The sequence below is a fragment of the Klebsiella aerogenes genome (assembly GCA_029027985.1).
Lineage (GTDB): Bacteria > Pseudomonadota > Gammaproteobacteria > Enterobacterales > Enterobacteriaceae > Klebsiella > Klebsiella aerogenes_A.
The window spans coordinates 2,381,171-2,404,022 of sequence record CP119076.1 but is presented as its reverse complement, the minus strand read 5'-3'; the positions used below and the strand labels follow the sequence as shown (position 1 = coordinate 2,404,022).

The 22,852-nt window shown below is 56.6% G+C and carries 25 protein-coding genes; 17 read left to right on the top strand and 8 right to left on the bottom strand.

Annotated features, from left to right (window positions below; translation table 11 throughout):
• Positions 1-6: 6 nt before the first annotated feature.
• Complete coding sequence (locus PYR66_11505; protein ID WEF30426.1) at positions 7-1,152, top strand: PLP-dependent aspartate aminotransferase family protein; 1,146 nt, start codon at positions 7-9, stop codon at positions 1,150-1,152.
• A 45-nt stretch (positions 1,153-1,197) separates the two neighbouring features.
• Here the strand turns inward: PYR66_11505 and PYR66_11500 are convergent, their stop codons facing one another.
• Positions 1,198-1,641 (bottom strand): VOC family protein, encoded by a 444-nt coding sequence (locus PYR66_11500; protein WEF30267.1) that lies wholly within the window; start codon positions 1,639-1,641, stop codon positions 1,198-1,200.
• A gap of 322 nt (positions 1,642-1,963) precedes the next feature.
• On the opposite strand from PYR66_11500, the gene PYR66_11495 reads away from it, so the two are divergent.
• Positions 1,964-2,212, top strand: coding sequence for a hypothetical protein (locus PYR66_11495; protein WEF30266.1), 249 nt, complete (start codon positions 1,964-1,966; stop codon positions 2,210-2,212).
• Positions 2,213-2,423: 211 nt separating this feature from the next.
• On the opposite strand, the gene PYR66_11490 is transcribed toward PYR66_11495, so the two are convergent.
• Entirely contained in the window at positions 2,424-3,623 is a 1,200-nt protein-coding gene (locus tag PYR66_11490; protein WEF30265.1) for an MFS transporter, read from the bottom strand.
• 104 nt (positions 3,624-3,727) lie between these two features.
• Between PYR66_11490 and PYR66_11485 the strand changes: the two genes are divergently transcribed.
• On the top strand, positions 3,728-4,687 hold the full coding sequence (locus PYR66_11485) for an AraC family transcriptional regulator (protein ID WEF30264.1): 960 nt from the start codon (positions 3,728-3,730) through the stop codon (positions 4,685-4,687).
• 6 nt (positions 4,688-4,693) lie between these two features.
• On the opposite strand, the gene PYR66_11480 is transcribed toward PYR66_11485, so the two are convergent.
• On the bottom strand, positions 4,694-4,969 hold the full coding sequence (locus PYR66_11480; GenBank protein ID WEF30263.1) for a VF530 family protein: 276 nt from the start codon (positions 4,967-4,969) through the stop codon (positions 4,694-4,696).
• A 283-nt stretch (positions 4,970-5,252) separates the two neighbouring features.
• On the opposite strand from PYR66_11480, the gene PYR66_11475 reads away from it, so the two are divergent.
• From PYR66_11475 to PYR66_11460, 4 genes are read left to right on the top strand one after another with little or no spacing between them, the layout of a single operon-like run.
• Positions 5,253-6,281, top strand: coding sequence for an isopenicillin N synthase family oxygenase (locus PYR66_11475; protein WEF30262.1), 1,029 nt, complete (start codon positions 5,253-5,255; stop codon positions 6,279-6,281).
• 18 nt (positions 6,282-6,299) lie between these two features.
• Positions 6,300-7,106 carry a MetQ/NlpA family ABC transporter substrate-binding protein gene (locus PYR66_11470; protein ID WEF30261.1) on the top strand — a complete coding sequence of 269 codons (807 nt, stop codon included), beginning with the start codon at positions 6,300-6,302 and terminating at the stop codon, positions 7,104-7,106.
• A complete protein-coding gene (locus PYR66_11465) occupies positions 7,103-7,894 on the top strand; it encodes a methionine ABC transporter ATP-binding protein (protein ID WEF30260.1) in 792 nt (263 codons plus the stop codon). The genes PYR66_11470 and PYR66_11465 overlap by 4 nt, the downstream gene beginning before the upstream one ends.
• A complete protein-coding gene (locus PYR66_11460) occupies positions 7,891-8,550 on the top strand; it encodes an ABC transporter permease (protein WEF30425.1) in 660 nt (219 codons plus the stop codon). The genes PYR66_11465 and PYR66_11460 overlap by 4 nt, the downstream gene beginning before the upstream one ends.
• 20 nt (positions 8,551-8,570) lie before the next feature.
• Here PYR66_11460 and PYR66_11455 read toward each other — a convergent pair whose 3' ends face one another.
• On the bottom strand, positions 8,571-9,629 hold the full coding sequence (locus PYR66_11455) for a nitronate monooxygenase (protein WEF30424.1): 1,059 nt from the start codon (positions 9,627-9,629) through the stop codon (positions 8,571-8,573).
• Positions 9,630-9,720: 91 nt separating this feature from the next.
• Here PYR66_11455 and PYR66_11450 point away from each other — a divergent pair, with 91 nt between their 5' ends.
• Positions 9,721-10,566 carry a LysR family transcriptional regulator gene (locus PYR66_11450; GenBank protein WEF30259.1) on the top strand — a complete coding sequence of 282 codons (846 nt, stop codon included), beginning with the start codon at positions 9,721-9,723 and terminating at the stop codon, positions 10,564-10,566.
• On the opposite strand, the gene PYR66_11445 is transcribed toward PYR66_11450, so the two are convergent.
• Both PYR66_11445 and PYR66_11440 read right to left on the bottom strand, forming a co-directional pair.
• Entirely contained in the window at positions 10,563-11,729 is a 1,167-nt protein-coding gene (locus PYR66_11445; protein WEF30258.1) for a YbfB/YjiJ family MFS transporter, read from the bottom strand. The two genes, PYR66_11450 and PYR66_11445, sit on opposite strands and share 4 nt — an antisense overlap.
• 181 nt (positions 11,730-11,910) lie before the next feature.
• Positions 11,911-13,239 carry a PLP-dependent aminotransferase family protein gene (locus PYR66_11440; GenBank protein WEF30257.1) on the bottom strand — a complete coding sequence of 443 codons (1,329 nt, stop codon included), beginning with the start codon at positions 13,237-13,239 and terminating at the stop codon, positions 11,911-11,913.
• A gap of 98 nt (positions 13,240-13,337) precedes the next feature.
• Here PYR66_11440 and PYR66_11435 point away from each other — a divergent pair, with 98 nt between their 5' ends.
• The 5 genes from PYR66_11435 to PYR66_11415 all read left to right on the top strand — a co-directional run bounded on the left by PYR66_11435 (position 13,338) and on the right by PYR66_11415 (position 17,356).
• Complete coding sequence (locus tag PYR66_11435) at positions 13,338-14,216, top strand: DMT family transporter (protein WEF30256.1); 879 nt, start codon at positions 13,338-13,340, stop codon at positions 14,214-14,216.
• Between the two features lie 140 nt (positions 14,217-14,356).
• The gene (locus tag PYR66_11430) at positions 14,357-14,734 is read left to right on the top strand and encodes a hypothetical protein (protein ID WEF30255.1); all 378 of its coding nucleotides are present in this window, start codon (positions 14,357-14,359) and stop codon (positions 14,732-14,734) included.
• Complete coding sequence (locus PYR66_11425; GenBank protein ID WEF30254.1) at positions 14,731-15,915, top strand: MFS transporter; 1,185 nt, start codon at positions 14,731-14,733, stop codon at positions 15,913-15,915. Before PYR66_11430 ends, PYR66_11425 begins: the two co-directional genes overlap by 4 nt.
• A gap of 245 nt (positions 15,916-16,160) precedes the next feature.
• Positions 16,161-16,451 carry a hypothetical protein gene (locus PYR66_11420; GenBank protein ID WEF30423.1) on the top strand — a complete coding sequence of 97 codons (291 nt, stop codon included), beginning with the start codon at positions 16,161-16,163 and terminating at the stop codon, positions 16,449-16,451.
• A 56-nt stretch (positions 16,452-16,507) separates the two neighbouring features.
• Positions 16,508-17,356: a DMT family transporter gene (locus tag PYR66_11415; protein WEF30253.1), complete on the top strand. Its 849-nt coding sequence runs from the start codon at positions 16,508-16,510 to the stop codon at positions 17,354-17,356.
• Here the strand turns inward: PYR66_11415 and PYR66_11410 are convergent.
• Positions 17,353-18,153, bottom strand: a complete 801-nt coding sequence (locus PYR66_11410; protein ID WEF30252.1) for an MBL fold metallo-hydrolase — start codon at positions 18,151-18,153, stop codon at positions 17,353-17,355. The genes PYR66_11415 and PYR66_11410 overlap by 4 nt on opposite strands.
• 202 nt (positions 18,154-18,355) lie before the next feature.
• Between PYR66_11410 and tam the strand changes: the two genes are divergently transcribed.
• The gene (gene tam, locus PYR66_11405) at positions 18,356-19,114 is read left to right on the top strand and encodes a trans-aconitate 2-methyltransferase (GenBank protein ID WEF30251.1); all 759 of its coding nucleotides are present in this window, start codon (positions 18,356-18,358) and stop codon (positions 19,112-19,114) included.
• A gap of 42 nt (positions 19,115-19,156) precedes the next feature.
• On the opposite strand, the gene PYR66_11400 is transcribed toward tam, so the two are convergent.
• Complete coding sequence (locus PYR66_11400) at positions 19,157-19,930, bottom strand: DeoR/GlpR family DNA-binding transcription regulator (GenBank protein WEF30250.1); 774 nt, start codon at positions 19,928-19,930, stop codon at positions 19,157-19,159.
• A 217-nt stretch (positions 19,931-20,147) separates the two neighbouring features.
• On the opposite strand from PYR66_11400, the gene PYR66_11395 reads away from it, so the two are divergent.
• Genes PYR66_11395 through PYR66_11385 form a run of 3 tightly spaced genes read left to right on the top strand, consistent with a single transcriptional unit; the run spans position 20,148 to position 22,821 of the window.
• Positions 20,148-21,416, top strand: a complete 1,269-nt coding sequence (locus PYR66_11395; GenBank protein ID WEF30249.1) for a four-carbon acid sugar kinase family protein — start codon at positions 20,148-20,150, stop codon at positions 21,414-21,416.
• Positions 21,413-22,042, top strand: coding sequence for an aldolase (locus tag PYR66_11390; GenBank protein WEF30248.1), 630 nt, complete (start codon positions 21,413-21,415; stop codon positions 22,040-22,042). Before PYR66_11395 ends, PYR66_11390 begins: the two co-directional genes overlap by 4 nt.
• Positions 22,042-22,821 carry a TIM barrel protein gene (locus tag PYR66_11385; protein ID WEF30247.1) on the top strand — a complete coding sequence of 260 codons (780 nt, stop codon included), beginning with the start codon at positions 22,042-22,044 and terminating at the stop codon, positions 22,819-22,821. The genes PYR66_11390 and PYR66_11385 overlap by 1 nt, the downstream gene beginning before the upstream one ends.
• Positions 22,822-22,852 lie beyond the last annotated feature (31 nt).

The window sequence follows — 22,852 nt, the reverse complement described above, 5'->3', positions numbered from 1 at the left end:
ACAATGATGAAAAACTTAGACACCCTCAGCGTCCATAGCGGCACGGTAAACGATCAACACGGCGCGGTGATGCCGCCGATTTATGCCACCTCCACCTTTGCCCAGCCCGCGCCCGGCCAGCATAGCGGTTACGAATATTCCCGCAGCGGCAACCCGACCCGCCATGCGCTGGAGACAGCGATCGCCGAACTGGAAAGCGGCAGCCGCGGCTTTGCTTTCGCCTCCGGCTTGGCGACCATCTCCACGGTACTGGAACTGCTGGATAAAGATAGCCATCTGGTGGCTGTCGATGATGTCTACGGCGGGACTTATCGACTGATTGAAAACGTACGCCGACGCAGCGCCGGGCTACAGGTGAGTTGGGTGAAGCCGGACGATCTGGCCGCTATCGAAGCGGCGATCCGCCCGGATACGCGGATGATTTGGGTGGAAACGCCGACCAATCCGCTGTTGAAGCTGGCGGATCTGGCGGCTATTGCCGGGATTGCCCGTCGGCATCGCATTATCAGCGTTGCCGATAATACCTTCGCCTCGCCGGTCATCCATCGCCCCATCGAGCTGGGCTTTGATATTGTGGTGCATTCCGCCACGAAGTATCTCAACGGTCATTCAGATGTCGTCGCGGGCTTAGCGGTGGTTGGCGATAACCCTGCGCTTGCCGATAAGCTGGGTTATTTGCAAAACGCCATCGGCGGCGTGCTTGACCCGTTCAGCAGTTTCCTGACCCTACGCGGCATCCGCACCCTGGCGCTACGTATGGCGCGCCATAGCAGCAACGCCTTGCTGTTGGCGGAATGGCTGGAACAGCAACCGCAGGTAGAGAAAGTCTGGTTCCCGTGGCTCGCCAGCCATCCGCACCATGATTTAGCGCGCCAACAAATGGCGCTGCCTGGCGGCATGATATCGGTTGTGGTGAAAGGCGATGATGGCTACGCGGAGCGGATTATCAAAAAACTGCGGCTATTTACGCTGGCGGAAAGCCTTGGCGGCGTGGAGAGTCTGGTCAGCCAGCCCTTCAGCATGACCCACGCTTCTATTCCACTGGCGCAGCGGCTGGCGAACGGTATCACGCCGCAGCTGATCCGTCTTTCTGTCGGCATTGAAGACCCGCAGGATCTGATCGCCGACTGGCGACACGCGTTGCGTGATTAGCCGTCAGCCGCTGGCGTGTTTATTCACCACACCAGCGGTTTATTTTCAGGACTCCCGGCACAGCACCTCAATATTATTCTCATCCGGGTCGAGTAAAAAAGCCGCGTAATACCCCGGCGGATAGCCAACCGGCCCATCCGGGCCGCCGCGATCGCCCGGCCCACCGTTATCGCTTCCCCCGGCCGCCAGTCCGGCCTGATAGCTGCGAATCACCTGCTCACGGTCGGTAGCGCGGAAGGCAATATGCTGATATCCGTCAGGACGATGAAAAACGTCAATCCAAAAAACCGGGTAATCGATGCCAAAAGCCACACCGCCCAAATCGGTCGCGGTGTCATCCGTCACGGCAAAATGACGGTCGATACGCATTAAGATTGTTATTCGCAGCGGCGCCAGCAGCGCCTGATAGAATTCAACGCTGCGGTAAATATCGCGCACGCTGATACTGGTGTGATCGATAAGCCAGTTATCGCTGGATGATACATTCATGGATATTCTCCCTGAAATGGGAAATGCGCGCCGTTATCACCTCTTTGAAACGCTTCAGTTAACGAAGCGCGCGCCGGTATGCCGCCATTAAGTCACTGTAGCATAGCAGTCTGACGGTCAGGAGATGCGAAAGCTGACAGAAAACCAGGGTTAACGACCATATTCTGCCGGAAGCGCGATATCGGGATATTTTATTATTGGCAATACTGAAAATATAACCGTTACCTCGCGTTCTAATAGTTACCGCTATTGATTAAAAATTCAGATTGAAAGAATCGAAAAAAGGAGTAACGTTAAAAAAACATTAACAAAGAGGTGCAAAATGTTACGCGATTATTTAAAACTGGAAACAGAAGACCAGTTAGTTGAACAACAAACCGGCCATCAACATAATCAGCAATATGCCGAAGTGACGGAATGGGTGATCCTCAACAAAGAGGGGAAGAAAAAAGGCCGTGTCTCCCTGTTTGATAAATTCAATACTCGCCGCTCCTGGAACGTTAATTTCCGCATTACCCAATTTGATAACGCCGGCAAAGTTATTGTCGACCAACTGACAGACGCTATTTAACAGAATAATTAATAACATAGCGCTGGATCATCATGGAAATCACCTGACCACATCGCCGTCGCCACGTCATCCGTATTGTTACGGGTAAACATGACACCACCATTGTGAATAATTGCGAATAAATAACCAACCGATCGTTTTATATCGCTAAGGTGAGGATTGCGACGACTGAACAAAATTAAAAAATAAGCGCGCCCGCAGGCGCGTTTATTTATTCAGCACTGGTTGTTGGCGTCACCCGCACGCCGATAAAAACAATCAGCATCGCGCTTAATAATAACAGTCCGCTGCCGGTAAATACGCCGCTGGCGCCGCTGATATCAAATACCGCCCCGCCGCCTGCGGCACCGGCGCTTATTGCCAACTGGATCGCCGCAACCAATAATCCCCCGGCGCTCTCGGCCTCATCCGGCGCCGTGGTGGCAAGCCAGGTTGACCAGCCAACCGGGACCAGACCAAAAGCAAATCCCCACAGCGCCACCAACAGACCGTCCAGAAGCGCGATATGGCCAAACAGCACCATCATCAGCGCCAGCAGGCTCATGGCCAGCGGAACCAGCGCCAGCGTCATGCGCAGGCTACGCGCCAGCAGATGTCCGGCAATCGAAGTGCCGATAAAGTTGGCAATACCGAATCCCAGCAGAATCAATGACACCCCTTCTACGCTCGCCAGCGCCACGGTTTCCAGAAACGGTCGCAGGTACGTAAAGAAGGCGAAATGACCGCCAAAAATTAAAATCGATGCCAGCAGTCCGCCGACCATCCCCGGACGACGCAACACCTTAAACAGCGTACTCAAGCTGCCCGCGCTATCCGGGCGCATCGACGGCAGAACCCACAGCTGCCACAGTAGCGCCACCAGGCTCGGTACGGCGCAGATAATAAAGACGTTACGCCAGCCAATCAACGCGCCAAAATAACTGCCCAACGGCGCCGCCACGACGGTGGCGATCGACACTGCCGAGAAGATAATTGCCAGCGCCTTCGGCACCATCGCCGTCGGAACCAGACGCATGGCGGTGGCCGTTGACATCGCCCAGAACCCGCCAATGGCGATCCCCAGCAACAGCCGTCCTAACAGCAGAAACTCCAACGAACCGGCAAAGGCCACCATCAGGCTGGAGATGATTTGCAACACCGAGAAAAACATCAGCACCCAGCGTCTGTCGATATTGCGGGTGGCGGTAGTGATTAATAACCCGGTCACCAGGGCGATAAGCGCCGTGGCAGTCACCGCCTGTCCGGCCATTCCTTCGCTGACCCCAAGGCTTGACGCCATCGGGGTCAGCAAACTGGCCGGTAAAAACTCAGCGACAATCAGGCCGAATACCCCCAACGCCAGCGCATACACGGCACGCCATGCCGGGCGGACGTTAAGCGCGCTTTCTTCCGCGACAATGCAGGAACTCATATACATCTCTCCAGAATCATTAACATTCGCCAAGCTTAGAGACTTCCGTAAAGACGATATATGATACATACTCTTCAATTATTGATTATTCGTCCGGAATGTAGATGAGCCAGCAAACGTTAGATCTCACCAGCGAACTCTTGCAGGGGATGCGACTGTCGGGCGTGAAATACCGCCGCATTGAAACCTCCCGCCCCTTTGGCGTGGCGTTCAGCTCGGTTCCCGGCAAAGCCCAGTTTCATTTTGTGAGCCGCGGGCCGCTGCTGCTGCAGATGAGCAACGGTAAAGCATTCGCCCTGGAAAGCGGTGACGCGGTGTTCATTCCCAATAGCGGCGCGCATGCCCTGCTATCTGATGCCAACGCCTCACGGGTGAACGTAATGGAGCTCGACAGCCAACCGGTCTGTGCGACCGTTTCCTGCATCAAAAATGAAGGCTGCGTCAATACGCAGGACAATGCGGTAGTCTTCAGTGCCTGCATGGATTTTGAATTAGGCGGGATGCAGCCGCTGGTCAGGGCCATGCCGGAAGTGATGCTGGTCAGTAGCCTGCTCAAAACCCGGCCGGAAATTCAGCCGCTGCTGGCGGCCATGGAGCGCGAATCACTGACCCGCCAGGTCGGCTATGCCGGTATTCTGGCGCGTCTGGCCGATGTGGTCGCGGCGTTGATCGTCCGCGCCTGGGTGGAGTGCGGCTGCGGTAACGCCACCGGATGGGTGCAGGTGCTGCGCGACCCGAAGCTGTCGCGGGCGATTTACGCGATGCACCAACAACCCGGCGTTAACTGGAAGGTCGAAGATTTGGCTCGCGAATCCGGACTTTCGCGCTCGGTATTTGCCGAACGCTTTCTCAGCGCTACCGGCACCACGCCAGCCCGCTATCTGACGGAGCTGCGCATGCGTCTGGCGGTGCAATACATCAGCCATGAAGGCGAAGCGCTGGAAAAAGTCGCCTTCCGTCTGGGCTACAATTCGCTGGCCGCCTTTAGCCGCGCCTTCAAACGAATCACCGGCAAAGCGCCGGGCGCGCTGCGTAACGCGGCTCGCGAAACCGCAATGACCTGAGCGGGCCTACTTCTTGCGCCAGTTGGCCCACGGACCGGCATCGGCGGGCGCAGAGGGTTTGTCGATCAGGCCTTCCAGCGAATCAAGATAAAAGGTTTCAACCTCTTTGCGCGCCCACGGCGTCCGGCGCAGAAACTTCAGGCTGGACTTGATACTCGGGTCGCTTTTGAAGCAGTTAATTTTGATATGTTTGGCCAGTTCATCCCAGCCGTACCTGGCGACCAGGTCGGTGAGTAACGCTTCGAGCGTCACGCCGTGAAGCGGATCTTTTGAAGGCTGCATTGCCATTCCTGCATGGAAAATTTCGCACACCATACTGACTCCTGTTCCCCAGTGCAACAGGCGACGCCGCTATCGGGGCACTTTCCCGCCTTATCTGTTTTTCGCAAAAGCACTGAACCCGCCACGGTCATAAATTAGAAAAGAACGTTATTGGTCGAAAAAACTCCCCTGAGGCAAGCTGAACTCAACACCCCGACTGAGGAAATAACCATGCGCCGTTGTTGTCGCCGAACCCTGAATTTGTCCATCGCCCATTACCCGTATCCTGTTTTCGGAGAACACAATGAACGCAACGACTTTACCGATTATCGACCTGGCCCGTTACGCCAACCCCGCTGAAAAAGCGGGATTCCTTGCCGATCTCCGCCATGCCGCCCGCGACATTGGTTTTTTTTATCTGATTAACCACGGCGTCGATGACGGGCTGCAGCATGAAGTCCAGCGCCAGGCGCGGCGTTTTTTTGCACTTGAACAGGAGCAAAAGCAGCAGGTCGCGATGATCCATTCCCCGCACTTTCGCGGCTACAACCGCGCGGCCTCCGAGCTGACTCGCGGGCAGCCGGACTGGCGTGAACAGTTTGATATTGGCGCCGAACGTCCGGCATTAACCCTCAATAATGACGCCCCGCGCTGGCAGCGCCTGCAGGGCCCGAATCTCTGGCCTGTCGCGCTACCCTCATTAAAACCCACTTTGCTGAGCTGGCAACAGGCAATGACCGGCGTGGGGATCACCCTGCTACGCGCCTTTGCCGAAGCGCTACAGCTGCCAGCCAACGCCTTTGACGCGCTGTATGGCGATCAGCCGAATGAACATATCAAATTGATCCGCTACCCCGGCCAGCGCGAAACGCAAAGCGCCCAGGGCGTCGGCGCGCATAAAGACTCGGGTTTCTTAAGCTTCCTGCTTCAGGACGCTCAAAAAGGCCTGCAGGTGGAAGTTGCCCCGGATCGCTGGATTGACGCCACCCCGCTGGCGGGCAGCTTTGTGGTCAACATTGGCGAACTGCTGGAACTCGCCACTAACGGGTACCTGCGGGCCACGGTGCACCGCGTCGTCTCGCCGCCGGCAACGCAGCAACGCCTCTCGATTGCCTTCTTCCTCGGCGCCCAACTTGATGCCGTAGTGCCGGTTTATCGCCTGCCAGCCCATCTGGCGCGGGAAGCGTCTGGCCCGGATAGCGATCCGCAAAATCCGCTGCTGCGCGATGTTGGTTGGAATTACCTCAAAGGTCGACTGCGTTCCCACCCGGATGTCGCCGAACGTTACTACCAGGATGTGTATCGCGAACGTCGCGAACAACCGATTGTTTAATTTAATAAGGATAATCATATGAAATATGCCGCATTTAAACTGGCAGGGGTCGCCTTATCGCTTTCTCTGGCATGGACATCCGCGCAGGCCGCCGCGCTGCGGGTCGCCGCTGACCCGGTGCCGCACGCTGAGATCCTCAATTACATCAAAAAAATCGATCCCAGCCTTGATATTAAAGTGGTCGAACTCACCAGTGGCGTTAACGCCAACGAACTGCTGGCCAACGGCGACGTTGATGCTAACTATTTCCAGCACGTTCCCTATCTGAAAGATCAGGAAAAAGCGCTCGGCAAAACCTTTGCGGTGGCGGCCACCGTCCATATTGAGCCGCTGGGTATTTATTCCCGTAAACACAAAGATTTTACCTCCGTACCGCAGAACGGTACCGTCGCGGTGCCGAATAACACCACCAACCTCAGCCGCGCGCTGTTCCTGCTACAAAGCCAGGGACTGATAAAGCTCAATGCCAAATTTACCGATCCGGCGACCACGCTGGCGACGCCGAAAGATATTGTAGAAAACCCGAAACATCTCAACATCCTCGAAATTGAATCGCCACAGATCCCGCGTTCGTTAGACGACGTTGATCTGGCGGTGATTAACGGTAACTACGCGCTGGAAGCGGGTCTCATACCGGCAAAAGATGCCCTGGGGCTGGAAAGCGCGAGCAATAACCCTTACGCCAACATCCTGGTCACCACCCCGCAACTGGCAAACGATCCACGCATCACCGCGCTGGCGAAAGAACTGACCTCACCGCAGGTCGCCGAGTTCATTCGCAAGACCTATCACGGCTCGGTTATTCCGGTCGCGCCGCAGTCATGATTGAGATTATTGGGCTGAGCAAAACCTACGCCGGGACAGGCCGACCGGCGCTCAACGATGTATCGCTGCGGATCCCTAAAGGAGCGATTTACGGCATCCTCGGGCGCAGCGGCGCGGGAAAAAGCACGCTGATCCGCTGCCTCAATTTACTCGAACGGCCCTCCGCGGGCCGTATCGTGGTGAACGGTCAGGACATTGCACAGCTGGATAAAGCCGGTTTGCGTCAGTACCGGCTACGCACCGGAATGATATTCCAGCACTTCAACCTGCTGCATGCCCGAAGCGTTGCTGACAACATCGCCGTGCCGTTGGAAATCGCCGGTATCGGCAAAATCGCGCGCCGTGAGCGTGTAGAGGAACTGCTGGAACTGGTGGGACTGGCGGACAAAGCGGAGGCCTTTCCTTCCCAGCTTTCCGGTGGACAAAAGCAGCGCGTCGGCATCGCCCGCGCGCTGGCCGCCGGTCCGGATGTCTTGCTGTGCGATGAAGCGACCAGCGCGCTCGACCCGGAAACCACCGCCTCGGTACTGGCTTTGCTGGCAGATATCAATCAGCGGCTCAAGCTGACCATCGTCCTGATTACCCATGAGTTGGAGGTCGTCAAAACGCTGTGCGATCACGCGGCGCTACTGGAGCACGGCGATGTCATTGAGAGTGGAAAAATTGCCGACCTGCTGGTAACACCGTGGTCCAGATTACGCCAGTCATTGCTGCATAACCCGCAGGCGGAACAGGCGTTCCTCGCCCGCCACGGCTTTCATGGGAGGCCTTTATGCGTAGTCGCATGAGCTGGGAAGAGTTGTGGCCGCTGTTATGGAGCGGCACGCTGGACACCTTGTATATGGTGGGGCTGGCGGCATTATTCACTATTTTGCTCGGGTTGCCGGTCGGCGTATTGCTGTTCGTCTCCCGGCGTAACGGCCTGGCGCCGATGCCGAAGCTGAATGCGCTGCTGGGCGCCATTATAAACTTTGGCCGCTCGCTGCCCTTTATCGTCCTGCTGATCGCGTTAATCCCTTTTACGCGCCTGATTATCGGCACCACATTAGGTAGCAGCGCGGCGGTAGTGCCCATCACCATCGGCGCCTTTCCTTTCTTTGCGCGCCTGACCGAAAACGCGCTGGATGAAGTTGATTACGGGCGCATCGAGGCAATTCTGTCGATGGGTGGCAATCTGTGGCACGTGATTTTTAAATCGCTGTTGCCGGAAGCATTGCCCGCCTTACTGGCGGGAATCACTCTGACCATCGTGATGCTGATCGGCTTTTCGTCGATGGCGGGTGTCATTGGCGGCGGCGGTCTCGGCGATCTGGCGATTCGCTACGGCTATCAGCGTTTTAACGATCAGGTGATGGTCGGCACCGTGCTGATCCTGGTAGCAATGGTTCAGGGCGTACAGATGGTCGGCGATCGGCTGGTGCGTCAACTGGCCCATCGCCGCTAATGCCGTGTCAGCACAGGCGGCTACCTGAAGCCGCCTTCTTCTGCCAACACGTTAACCAGTTGCGCCGCTGGCATCTCGCGGATCATCGCCACGCCTTGTCCCGCCCAGTGAGCGCCGAAACCCTGATCGCCCTGCGCTTTCGCCGCAGCAGCCAGCGCTTTCCCGGCGGAGTAAGCGACGGGATAAGCCGGAATTCCCTGCTCCCCGGAGGCGTTCACCAGCTCGCTCCAGCTATTTTTTACACAACGCGCCGGACGCCCGGAGATTGCCGCTGTTAGATGAGTGACACTGTCACTATTTTGGGTAATGGCCTGACGGTAACCGCTATCGGTGGCCGCTTCCGGGCATAATAAAAATGCCGTTCCCAGCTGTGCGCCCGCCGCACCAAGCCGCATCAGGCTGGCAATCCCCGCGCCATCCATAATGCCACCCGCAGCAATAATCGGCAGTTCGACGGCCCGTTTCAGAGCCTGAACCAACGTGAAGGTGCTCATTTGTCGATCGTCGCCATGCGGATCAAAAATCCCGCGATGGCCGCCAGCTTCATAGCCTTGTGCAACGATGACATCGATGCCTGCTTGCACAATTAGCCGCGCTTCCGCCATACAGGTGGCGGTCGCCATGGTTACCGTCCCCTGTTGCTGGAAGCGGCGAATGACCTCTGTCGACGGCACGCCGAAATGAAAACTGACCACCGCCGGCGCCTGCTCAAGCAGCATATCGAGCATCGGTTGATGATTGTGGAAAGTTTGATAAATTTCGCTAAGTTGCGACGGCGGCGTGCCGCCGTAGCGCGAAAAGACCGGAGCCAGTCGCGCCAGCCACTGCGCTTCACGTTCACTATCGCGGCGCGCCGCGGTGTGGCAGAACACATTGACATTAAACGGACGCCCGGTAAGCTGCCGGGTCTGTTCGATCAACGATTGCGCCTGCGCGACCGTTGAAGCGCCGAGCCCCAGCGAGCCCAGGCCGCCGGCATCACTCACCGCCGCAGCCAGCGCTGGGGTCGACACCCCGGCCATCGGCGCCTGAATAATCGGATAACGAATATTAAGCCGCTGCAGTAAACGCTGATTCATCATAGTTCCTGTACAATTTGCGATATCGGGCATTAACCATCTCTTTTTAAGATGATAAGATCAACACCATTGTCATATTGAGAAGAAAAATATGAACCACACCACATTACAGATCTTCAAGCTGGTGGCCGAAACCCAGAGCGTGACCCGGGCGGCGAAGCAGCTCGGACGCGCGCAATCCAATATCACAACCCGCATTCAGCAACTGGAAGAGGAACTGGGAGCCGAGCTGTTCGTTCGCGGTAACAAGAAGATGCTGCTCTCGCCCGCCGGGCAAAATTTTCTCAGCTACGCGCGGCGAATTTTGAGCCTTGCCGAAGAAGCCAAACAGGCGCTGCATCCGGCACGGCCCGGCGGAAGCTTATCGTTAGGCGCGATGGAAGCTTGCGCCGCCAGCCGCCTGCCCGCCGTGTTGCCGATGTTTCATCAGCGCTGCCCGCAGGTCGACCTGACATTACGTACCATGCCGACACGCCAGTTAACCGAGCAGGTCGAAAACGCGACCCTGGACTGCGCCCTGGTGTGCCTCCCGAGCGGCCCCGACGGCAGTCTTCAGTGCCCTGACGCGCTTGAGTACCTACCGCTGTTTGTCGAACAACTGGTCCTGGTGACGCCATCTGACGAAGGCGACTACCGTTTTGCCGCCTTCCCGGCCGGTTGCTCGTATCGCCAGCGCGGCGTTGATTTTCTCCAGCAGGCAGGAAAAAGAATCGACATTGCCGACGTGGGGTCTTACCACGGCATGATCGCCAACCTCGCCACCGGCCGCTACGCCTGTCTGATGCCAGCCAGTGTGTTATCACTGCTAACATTGCCCGTCGGCAGCCATACGCAAATCGTCGCCGAGGCCGCCACCCAGCTTATCTGGCGCCGGGGGTATGTTTCATCTCCTCTCGACGCCCTGCGCCAGCTTTTGCTTGAGACGTCTCAATCCTAGCGGCGCTTCCCGCCGACAGCGGCCAGAGCGGCGGCAGCCAGTAATACGCTGCAGGCCGTCAGCAACGAAGGGTTAAACGATCCCGTCAGGCTGTACAATCCGTCGGCGACCAACGGCCCGATAATCTGCCCGACGCCGTAGGTCGCCGTTAAGGCAGCGATCATGTTGAATTTCACGGTCTGATTCAGCCGCTTTCCTTCCGATAGCGCAATGGTCACCGTCCCGAGGAACGTCGCCCCTACCAACAGCGCGCTCAGCAGACAGAAGAGTAATGAGTGGCTCCAGGCCGGGAGTGCCACGCCACACGCCTGCACGATAAGATTGCTGCAAAACGCGCGCCGATAACCGATCTTCACGACCAATTTGTGCCAGAGAAAGCATGATGGTACTGCGGCAAGACCGAACACCGCCCACAGATGTACCGGATCAATGCCGGACAGCGAACCGGTCAAAAACAACGGCAAGTAGGTCGCAGTAATGATGTAGCCAAAACCAGCCAGGCCATATATCAGCAGCAACTTCATCGCGTCGCGCGGGCGCCCATCGTCGCTTTGCGTCTGCACCGTTGCCGCGCCATGTAAGGCAAACAGTGAATCTGCCGGGCTCAACAACCCGCGCAGCGCGCATAAAAACAGCACCGTCGCGCTGATGGCGCACAGCAGCCAGATTTGCTGACTGGTTAACGCCAGCGTCTTCCCGGCGGCAATAAATTCCGCGGATAAGAAGATCCCCATGCCGACACCGGCGAAAAGCACCGGCGCGCCATTGTGATGTTTCATATGCTGTAGCAGCCACAGCGAAGCGGCAATGAGCGTGACTGCACTGAGTACCCCGGCAATACCGCGCACGATAACGATCGCCAACGGCGAGCTTATCCACGACAGCGCCGCCAGGCACATCAGCGTGAGAACCACGGAAATCATATTCATCCGCGTGGCGGATTCCGGTTTCGCCTTCGCCAGCATCAGCGCGCCAAGCAGGTAGCCGGCATAGTTGGCCGAGGCGGCCAGGTTCCCCTGACGCAACGTCAGGATCTGATCGCTAAGCATCACCGGCAGAATGCCGGTAAAGGCAAAACGGCCATAGCCCATACCGATCATCAGCACAGTCGATCCTGCCAGCGCCAGTAAGAACGCTTTCACTTCCGGCCTGAATTGCCCCATCTCGGTTACCCTCGCATTTGTTAATCTAAAAAAGAGAATATTATTTATTTTTAATTCTCTTTTTATTATGTGTTGAATTCATCCGCCGGGCAAGCCGCCGTGATAACACCGAGGGTAAAAGCAAGCGTCAGGAGATACTTCGCTCAGCGGCGAAATATGCCGCATGAGCCGGAGGCTGTGGTTAAACGCCAAATTCAATAATCGGACGCATCGCCGTGAGCGCGGCGTTCAGCTGATCGAGGCCCGGAGAAGCCAGCGCCAGGCGTAGGGCGTGCGGCGCGTCACGACCGACGCTGTACGGTTCGGCAGTGGAAATAGAGATGTTCATCGCGAGCAGTTGATGCGCAACGCGATCGGCGCGGATCTCTTCTCCCAAAGGTAGCCAGAGAAAATAGCTGTTTTCATGACCGATAACCGGCAATCCGCTCAGCGCCTGGCGTGCCATCGCCTGCCGCCGCCGTGCATCTTCGCGCTTTATCGTTTCAAGCCGAGTCAGCGTGCCGTCCTGAATCCAGCCGCAGACCAGAGAGGTCATTAACGCTGGCGTGTTCCAACTGGTGGCGCGGATCGCCCGTTCAATCGCCGGCATCAACGCGTCGCTGCACACCACCATCCCGACCCGCAGCCCGGTGGCGATATTTTTCGAAAATCCACATACATACGCCGTGCGCTCGGGCACCAGTGCCATCAGCGGCGGCGGCGCGTTGTCGATAAGCCAGGCGTAGGCGGCATCTTCGATCACCAACAAGTCGAACTGCCGAGCGATATCCGCCAACTCCCGACGCTGTGTCAGGCTGAGTACCCAGCCTAGCGGGTTATGCAGCGTCGGCATGGCGTACACGGCCTTTACTCGCCGGGTTCGGCACAGATCACGCAACATATTGAGGTCTGGTCCCTGCGCGTTGTACGCAATGGCAACTAATTCAAGTTGATACAGCTCGGCCAGGGCGCGAAATCCTGGATACGTCAGGGCATCCACGGCGACCACGTCGCCGGGGCGCAGCAGCCCGCCGAGCACCACCGCTAGCCCGTGTTGCGCGCCGCTAACAATAGCGACCTGCCCGGCATGCACGCGAATCCCTGCCTTATGCAGATGGTCAGCGATGATTTCCCGCTCGCTCATGCGACCGGCATGCGGTTGATAGCGTAATAGCGCCTCAAGATCGCCTGCAGTGGTCAGTTTTTTCAGCGACTCGCGCAGTAGCTCGGTCTGTTCCGGTAGCGACGGCGAGTTGAAGTTAAGGTCCACGACTTCCGGGGCCATCGCATGCTGGTCGATACCCAGACCAGGTGGTAGCGCCAGCTCACGCACAAACGTGCCGCGCCCCGTTTCACCGCTGACCAGCCCCATCCGCTCAAGCTCGCTATACACTCGCGTCGCCGTCGCGAGTGAAACCTTCTGCTCGGCCGCCAGCCGTCGATGGGTCGGCAGTTGGGTACCCGCCGTCAATGCTCCGCTGCGGATCGCCGCCGCATAGCGATCGACCAGGGCCTTGTAACGGTTTTTCATCACATTGTATCCATGACAATAATTTGATTGTCATGGATTGTGCAACCTACTATCGGCCTGGTCAACATCGACAAATCCCGTTTAAATGAGGTCTCACCGTGCCCAACCACCGCGCTCCAGCGCCCTTATCCGGCTGGATAAATGGCTTTATCGGCGTCGCGATCTTCAGCGGATCGCTGCCCGCCACCCGCATCGCCGTACTCGAGTTCGATCCGTTCTTTCTGACCTTCTGCCGGGCGGCGATTGCCGGGATTCTCGCGCTCGGGCTTGCCTGGTTTTTACGCCTCCCTCGCCCGCGCGCAGGACAATGGCGATCGCTGGTTTTAGTCGCCGCCGGGGTCGTCATGGGTTTTCCGTTGCTGACCGCGCTGGCCCTGCAACGAGTGACATCAGCGCACTCCATTGTTTTTCTCGGGCTGCTGCCGCTGGCGACGGCGATCTTCGCGGTGATCCGTGGAGGAGAAAGACCGCGCCCGGCTTTTTGGGGATTTTCACTGCTGGGCAGCCTCCTGGTCGTTAGCTTTGCGCTGGTAGGTAACGCCATGATGTCAGTATCAGGCGATCTGCTGATGCTGGCGGCAGTTGTCGTTTGTGGGCTGGGCTATGCCGAGGGCGCGCGCCTGACTCGTGAACTGGGCGGTTTAGCGGTCATCAGTTGGGCACTGATCCTCTCCCTCCCCCTGGTGCTGATAGCCAGCGGATTAACGCGCCCCGCCAGCGTTAGCGATATCAGCCCGGCCGCGTGGGGCGCACTGGCTTATGTCTCGTTATTCAGCATGCTGATTGGGTTTATCTTCTGGTATCAGGGGCTGGCGGCGGGCGGCATCGCGGCAGTCGGTCAACTGCAACTATTACAACCTTTTTTGGGGCTGTGCCTGGCGGCGTTGCTACTCCATGAAACGGTGAGCCTGCTCATGATCGCCGTGACGCTGGGGATCATTCTCTGCGTGGTCGGCTCAAAACGCTTTGCCCATTAACATCGACTGCAGCCCGCGTTGGGCTGCAGTAAAGATTAACGAGCGCATCCTGCTCGAATTCAGGCGTCATGCTCCCCCTGGAGGGCGGTTAATTAAACTGCGGTGCCACCGGATGACCGCAGTTGCTGTTGGCGTCAGACGTGTCGTTCATACAGGTCTGTGAATCCAGAGCCGAGCCGGGCGCCATACCCGACGATGACGATGGACCGCCGGAACAGGCAGATGCTGCAAAAACAATCATTAAAATCAGTAATTTTTTCATCGCGGTGACCTCCGGGAAGCCGATTGCATTACCCTACGGCGCGCAGACGTCAGCGTCGCAGCCGTTTTCCCTTTCAAACTCAGCCACCGCCACACGAAATGGCTGGAACGTTATTTATCACCCGCATGGCTATATTATCGGTCAGTTTGCCAATAAATGGGCGCCGGGTTGGCATAAAATGCTTGATCGCTCGCCGCGGCCGTTGCGCTTGCGCTATGCTTGTCCTCCCTTTTGTTTTAAACACTTAGCGTTATGACCACTTCCGTCAGCACCACACAACTCAACCTACGTATTATCTCCATCGTCGTCTTCACCTGTATCTGCTATCTGTCAATCGGTCTGCCGCTGGCGGTACTGCCCGGCTATATCCACTATCAGCTCGGTTACAGCACGCTGATCGCCGGGGTAGTCATTAGCCTGCAGTACATCTCGACGCTGGTGAGCCGCCCGCACGCTGGCCGCTACACCGACATCTGGGGGCCGAAAAAGGTCGTGAGCCTTGGGATCATCTGCTGCATGCTGAGCGGGCTGTTTACCCTCGCGGCGGTGCTGCTGCAGTCGGTGCCATTGCTCGCCGTCGGCGCCCTGCTGATTGGCCGAATATTCCTCGGCGTGGGTGAGAGTTTCACCGCTACCGGCGCGACCTTATGGGGCATAAAAACCGTTGGCGCGATCCACACTTCGCGGGTGATCTCGTGGAACGGCGTCGCCACCTATGTGGCAATGGCGGTCGGCGCGCCGCTGGGGGTGATGCTCAATAGCGCCTTCGGCATCAGCGGCTTTGCCGTAGTGGTGGTGCTGGTCGCGTTCACTGGCTTGCTCTTTGCCCGTACCCGCCAGGACGTTAGCGTCACCGCTGGCGTCAGAGCGCCTTTTCATGTGGTGGTTCGCAAAATCTGGCCTTACGGCCTCGGCCTGGCGCTAGGTACCGTGGGCTTTGGCGTCATCGCCACCTTCATTACGCTTTATTTCTCAGCGCATAGCTGGCAAGGCGCGGCGTTCACATTGTCGCTATTCAGCATTGGTTTTATCTGTATTCGCCTGATCCTTGGCAATACCATTACCCGTTACGGCGGCGTGCCGGTGTCGCTGGCCTGCTTCGTGGTAGAGTGCGTCGGACTGTTGATTATCTGGCAGGCGCCGTCGGCATGGATAGCCGGTATCGGCGCGTTTCTCACCGGCTCTGGTTTCTCCCTGATCTTCCCGGCGCTTGGCGTGGAGGCGGTGAAACAAGTTGAAGAGCAAAACCAGGGCACCGCGCTGGGAACCTATTCGGCATTTCTCGATCTGGCGCTGGGTTTGACTGGCCCGGTTGCTGGCTGGGTGGCGGGTTATTATGCGCTGGATACGCTGTATCTACTGGCGGCAGTGGTCGTCGCGCTGGCGTTTGTCCTGATCCTTCGTGTACATCTACAACAGCAAGCGCGGCCGAGATAACCCGGTTCCTGGGCCAGAAATGGGCAGCACTGGCTGCCTGTTGGTCATGATACTGGTAACAATTTAATCAATAATTGACGACTCTTTGACATCCGTGCCAACATCCCGTCAGCATCCAGCGATGGATGCCGGGCGGAACGGGTGCAGTCACAGAGATCGTCAACAATAGCGATCCCCCCGTTGCATGGCTCCATTCGGCTCGCAGCCTGATGCGGCGAGCAGCTTACCTGGCGGAAAATACCGACATGCACCAAAGTTTTAACCAGCGCGTCCATTTCTACTACTGCATCCTGGTCGCCCTAAAAATGCACGTGAAAGCTAAGAAATCCGGCGGCGCGAGAGGAAAAAACAACTTTCTTCTCAAGTGGCTGCGTAAAGCGCAGGATAACAACATTTTCCATCCCGACATTACCAGCGAAATCGAGTGGCTGCGCGGCAAAATCATTCAGGCAGGACATGATACTGACCTTGAGCCGATGCTCGAATTTGTCTACGCCACTGCACGACGCGCCGAAATGATGAAAGATGCCGATTAACCTCCCGACGACACAAGCCGCACCTGGCACACTCGTTCAACGGCGCTGACCCCAGCATGGCGAATCGTCACCTGCTGTACCGCATTCTACTGACCATGGTGGCCTTCGCCGCTAACTCGGTGTTGTGCCGGATAGCGCTGAGAGGCGGCTATATCGACCCTATCAGTTTCAGTAATCTACGTCTGTTAAGCGGCGCGCTGGCGCTGCTGCCGTTACTTATCCGCCACCGCGACGGCAAACCCACGCGAATGCATTTAAAAAACGGCTTTTATCTGATGATTTATGCCGTGTTTTTCTCGGTAGCCTACATCCATCTCGATGCCGGAACCGGTGCGTTGCTGCTGTTTGGCGCCGTGCAATTGGCCATGGTAAGCGTCGGGTTGTGGCAAGGGGAAACGCTCTCACCAGCGCGTGCGGTGGGTATTTTGCTGGCCGTGCTGGGGATTGCGGTGCTGCTACTGCCGGGGGCATCGGCGCCGCCGCTGGTCAGCGCGCTGCTGATGATTATCGCCGGGCTGGCGTGGGCGGCCTATACGCTATCGGGCAAGCGTGCGACGGCGCCAGTGCTGGCCACGGCGTGGAATTTTTTGCTGGCGCTGCCGTTTGCGCTGATTTTGCTGCCGTTTAATGCCGCCAGCCTGCATTTCAGCCTTGAAGGCATAACCCTTGGCATTTTGTCCGGCGCGATCGCGTCGGCGGGAGCCTACTCGCTGTGGTACGCCATTTTGCCACAACTCGAATCAGTCACCGCCAGCACCGTCCAGCTCAGTGTCCCTTGTCTGGCAACCCTCGGGGGCGTTATCTTCCTTGGCGAATCATTAAGCCTGCGTATTGTTGTCGCGACGCTGGTGGTGCTCGCCGGGATTTTCATCGTCATCCGCAGCCCGTCGGCGATCGGGCGTTAATCCAGCCGTAGTACATCGCCGGTGGCCGGTGCTTGCGCCCCTGCCAACCATAACTGTCCCCAGGTGCCGGTACAGTGACAGGCCATGATTTTTTCTACCCGCAGCTGCTGCAGGAAGCGCCTGACCTGCAATACTTTGCCAACTGAAGCCGTACGCAGATGCAGGCCGCCGACCACCGCGTAAACCCGCTCGATGCCGGTGATATTCTGACAATGGCGCACGATATTTTCTATCCCGCGATGACCGCAGCCGCTGATGATCACCAGTCCGCGATCGGAGAGATAAATCAGCACGCCTTCATCGACAATATAGTCCCGCGTTTCCTGCTCGCCCGCCAGAACGCCATAGGCCCGCGGGCTAGCAACCACGATCTCGCCTGACCACAGCAGGCGTTCGCTGATGGCAAAAGGCTGCCGATAGTACTCCATGTGATAACGAGAGTAATCGTGGTCGCATGAGAGTTTTTTTATTTTATGCGCGTGTCCGCCAAGGCTGATTGCGGCGTAGCGCGGTTGGGCAAGCTGCGGATGACAAATGATACGGCTGCCTTCTGGCAACCACGGCACCCCGCCGCAATGATCGTAATGGCCGTGGGATAATACTGTCGCCGTCAAATCGTCCAGCGTCATCCCTAACCGTTGCGCATTATCGGCAAAACTGCCATCCGGCCCGGTATCAAACAGGACTTTGCTCGTGTCATCTTCGATAAGCAGGCTTAGCCCGGGTTTGGCGATCAGCGCGGAGTCGGCATCTGCCGCACGGCGGTTTTCCAATAATACCCTGATAGTTAACGCCATTAGTCATTCATCCCTATGATATTTGCGCAGCCAGTCTAGCGAAGAAACCTTACTATCATTGTGATGTTGCACGCAGCACCTGTGTTTTTTAAGTGACAACGTCACTTAAAAAACAAAATACAAACATTAAAATCAAAAATATTTCACAATTACGCCAGGTTCTTTATGCTGGTGAGCGCATATCCATAATCAGGAGTAATTCATGGCAGACTGGAATCCCTCGCTGTACCTGAAATTTGCGGATGAACGTACGCGACCAGCGGCAGAACTGGCGGCGCGTATTGCGCAGCAGCCGGTAAAAGTCGCGGTTGACCTTGGTTGTGGTCCCGGCAACAGCACGGCTCTACTACGCGCAGCCTGGCCCGAGGCAACGATTATCGGCATCGATAATTCACCAGCCATGCTGGAACAAGCGACAAAAGCGCTCCCCGACTGCGAATTTATGGCGGCGGATATCGCCAACTGGCAACCTGTCGTTCCTGCCGACGTGATTTATGCCAACGCGTCTTTGCAATGGTTAACCGATCACCCAACGCTGTTCCCCCATCTGGTGGCTCAGTTAGCCGACAACGGCGTACTGGCCGTGCAAATGCCGGATAACTGGCAGGAGCCCTCCCATACTCTGATGCGCGAGGTGGCGAAAGAGATGGGGCATCGAGAAAGTGGACGGCAGCCACTGCCCAGCGTTCAGGAGTATTACGATATTCTGACTCGCAGCGGCTGTGACGTGGATATCTGGCGTACCACTTATTATCATCCGCTGGAATCACACCAGGCGATCGTTGACTGGCTGCAGGCAACCGGCTTGCGCCCATACCTGCAGGATCTTGATGAAACGGAGAAAAACGCATTTTTAGATCGCTATCTGGCGCGATTAAAAGCGCATTATCCGTTACAGTGTAACGGAAAAGTCTTATTACTGTTTCCGCGTCTGTTTATTGTCGCGCGCCGCATGGCATAAGCGTTTCTCTGGCTCATCTGGTGCCGCGTCGCGTGGCGCCTGCTAGCGTGTTGCCGCCAGCTCGACGTCGACTTTACGCTCGCTGAGCTGATTCACCACACTGCTGCTCAACCCTTCATCGCTAATAATCAGATCGAGGTCGCTCAACGGCAGAATAAGGTAATTTGCCATTTTGCCGTATTTTGAAGAGTCGCTGAGCAGGATACATTTCTCACTCACCTTCGCGACAGTCTGTTTGACGATGGCTTTGTTTTCATTGGGCGTCGACAGCCCGCGCAAGTTCCATGATGATGCCGAGATAAACGCGATATCAATGAATAGATTTTCCAGCATTTTCGCCGTCAGATGGCCGACAGTCGACTGATTTTCACGGCACAAGCGCCCGCCGGTATGAATCAGTTCTCCCTGCCCACGCTCGATCATCAAATTAGCGATGGCGAAATCATTGGTAATGATAAGCAAATCCTGACGATCGACCAGGTTTTCGGCCAACGCCAGCGTTGTGGTACCGGCGTCCAGATACACGGTACTGTTCGCAGGGATATGCTTAAGCGCCGCCAGACCAATAGCTTCTTTTTCCTGGGGGAACATCAGCGTTTTATCGCGATGCGAAGGCTCATTAAGCAGGCGGGTTCGCTGCGGCAACGCCACTCCTCCCGACACGCTCGCCAGTGCGTTGATCTGCTCCAGACGCTGGATATCGCGCCGGATGGTCATATGTGACACGCCCAACGCCTCGACCAACTCGACGACGCTGACAACGCCCTTATCTTTGATGATTTCGAGTATCTTCTCTTGTCTTTCCAACGGCAGCATCGGTTTCTCCTGGCTGTAACCGTGACATCTCATATTTTCACATTTTATCACATCGCAAACCGATGTACATGGCACAAACGCTGTGATGTCATGTTAAAAATAGATAATTAATGTTATTTATTGTGATGCTCATCGCGGATTTCATCGTACCGATCGTTGATATTAACATTTAACAACACAAACTACCGTAAATTAACACCCGCAGTAGGGAGAAGATATGAGAGCAGGCATCATTGCTGATGATTTTACCGGCGCGACGGATATCGCCAGTTTTCTGGCCAATAACGGGATTGATACCTGCCTGTTTAGCGGTATCCCCGACGAAGACTATCAAGGCGAAGCGGGCGCATTAGTCATCAGCCTGAAATCCCGCTCGATTCCGGCGGAAGAATCAGTGACGCTGTCACTGAATGCATTGCGCTGGCTACAGCAGCAACAATGCGATCGTTTTTACTTTAAGTACTGCTCTACTTTCGACAGCACGGCCAGGGGAAATATCGGGCCAGTAACGGATGCCCTCATGGCTGCGCTGGGCGTTGAAACCACGGTGATATCCCCTGCTTTGCCGATCAACGGCCGTACGGTTTATCAGGGTCATTTGTTCGTTGAGGACCGCCTGTTGCAGGAGTCTGGTATGCGTAACCACCCGGTCAATCCGATGGATGACAGTGACCTGCGCCGCTTGATGGAGCGCCAGTCTCGCGGTCAATGCGCCAGCATCAGCGCTCAGACCATCGCGTCCGGCGAGGCGGCAGTGCGCGACAGTATCAAAAGATACTCCGCCGCGGGTTATCGATATATTGCGCTGGATGCACTCAATGACCAGCATCTGCGGATTCAGGGGCAAGCGCTGCACGACATGAAACTGGTCACCGGCGGTTCCGGATTAGCCGCCGGCCTGGCGCAGTGCTGGGCCAGTAACACAGCGCCCTCTCTTCCCTTTGTCGTCACTACCCCGGTAGCCAGTACGGTGATCTTATCCGGTTCCTGTTCCATCAGAACCCAGGCGCAGGTGGAACGTTATCGTCAACTCGCGCCAGCAGTGGCTATTGATGTGGCGGGCCTGCTTGATGAGCGCTGGACGCTCGATGAATACTGCGAGCAGCTTATTGACTGGCTGCGCAAGCAGTCCGGCGCCGACTTAGCGCCCATGGTGTACGCCACGACTTCCGTCGCAGAACTGCGCAATATCCAACAACGCTATGGCGCCGAACCAAGCCGCCTGATCGTCGAAGCGCTGTTTTCACGGTTGGCCAAACAGCTCGCGCAACAAGGCATTAACCGTTTCATCGTCGCTGGCGGCGAAACTTCCGGCGCGGTAACGGAAGCCCTCAATATTCGGCATTTCGCGATTGGCGCCGCGGTTTCACCCGGCATTCCGTGGATCAGGGCCGATCAACGCGAACTTTTCCTGTTACTGAAATCCGGTAATTTTGGCGACGACAACTTTTTTGCCCGCGCCCAAGCCGTGGAGGCAACCGCATGAACGAGTCATTCTTACGCCAACAGATGGTCTCTATCGCCCGCTCTTTCTTTCAACGAGGCTACGCGACCGGATCCGCGGGCAATCTCTCCGTGTTACTTGATGACGGCACGATTCTGGCCACCCCAACGGGCTCCTGTCTCGGAGAACTGCGCGCCGAGGAGTTATCGCGCGTCACGATGGCGGGTGAACTGCTCTCGGGATTAAAACCATCCAAAGAGGTCAGCTTCCATCTTGCGCTGTACCGCAATAACCCGCAGTGCCGCGCCGTCGTGCATCTGCATTGCCATTACCTGACGGCGTTATCCTGCCTGCAGGATGTCGATCCGGCCAACACGCTTCCGGCCTGTACACCGTATGTCGTCATGCGGGTCGGCGATGTTCCATTAGTCCCCTATTTCCGTCCGGGCGATCCGCAAATTGGCCAGTGGCTCGGCAAGCGCGCAGCGGAGCATAAGGCTTTTTTACTGGCAAACCATGGTCCGGTGGTGGTTGGCAAGTCGCTGCGCGACGCGGCCGACAACCTGGAAGAAATGGAAGCGTCCGCCCGCCTGTTCTTCACTCTGAAAAATAGTCCGGTGAACTATCTCGATCATCAACAAATTAACGTGCTTCGAGGAATGCAATAATGTTGAAACTTGCTGCCAATCTATCAATGTTGTTCGGCGAAAATCTGCTGTTAGAACGCTTCTCGTTGGCTGCCGAGGCCGGATTTAAGGCCGTGGAGCTGTGGTTTCCCTATGATTACCCCGTTGCGACCATTGCCGGCGAGCTGGAAAAACACCATCTCAAACTTATCGGCATCAATACCCCCGCAGGCGATATTGCGCAAGGCGAATGGGGGTTATCCGCCATCCCCGGACGCGAAGAAGAGGCTCGGCGGGCTATTGATTTAGCGATTAGCTATGCCGCAGCCCTGCAATGCCCGGCGGTACACGTGATGGCCGGAGTTACTGAGGGGTTCGATCCGCAACAGTGCGCGGCAACATTTATTGAAAACATACGTTATGCCGCGGATAAAGCCAGACCGCATAACATAACTATTCTGTTGGAAGGTTTATCGCCCGCTACGCGGCCGGGGTATTTATTTTCCAGCCAATATCAGGCGATGGATTATATTCTCCAGGCGGCGCGCGACAATATTCGTTTGCAGCTTGATATATTCCACGCCCAGCAGGTTGATGGCAATTTAACCTATTTAATGAAAACGTTTAAACAGCATATCGGTCATATTCAGATCGCCTCGGTACCCGCGCGTCAGGAACCGATTGACGGCGAGGTGAATTATGAATGGATTTTCGCTGTACTTGAGCAAATACAATATACCGGCTATGTCGCCGCGGAATACACCCCACGCGCTGGCACACAAGCTGGACTGCACTGGGCACGCACCTGGTTGAATAACTAAAACCTACGATGATATCGATACCTCGATGAGC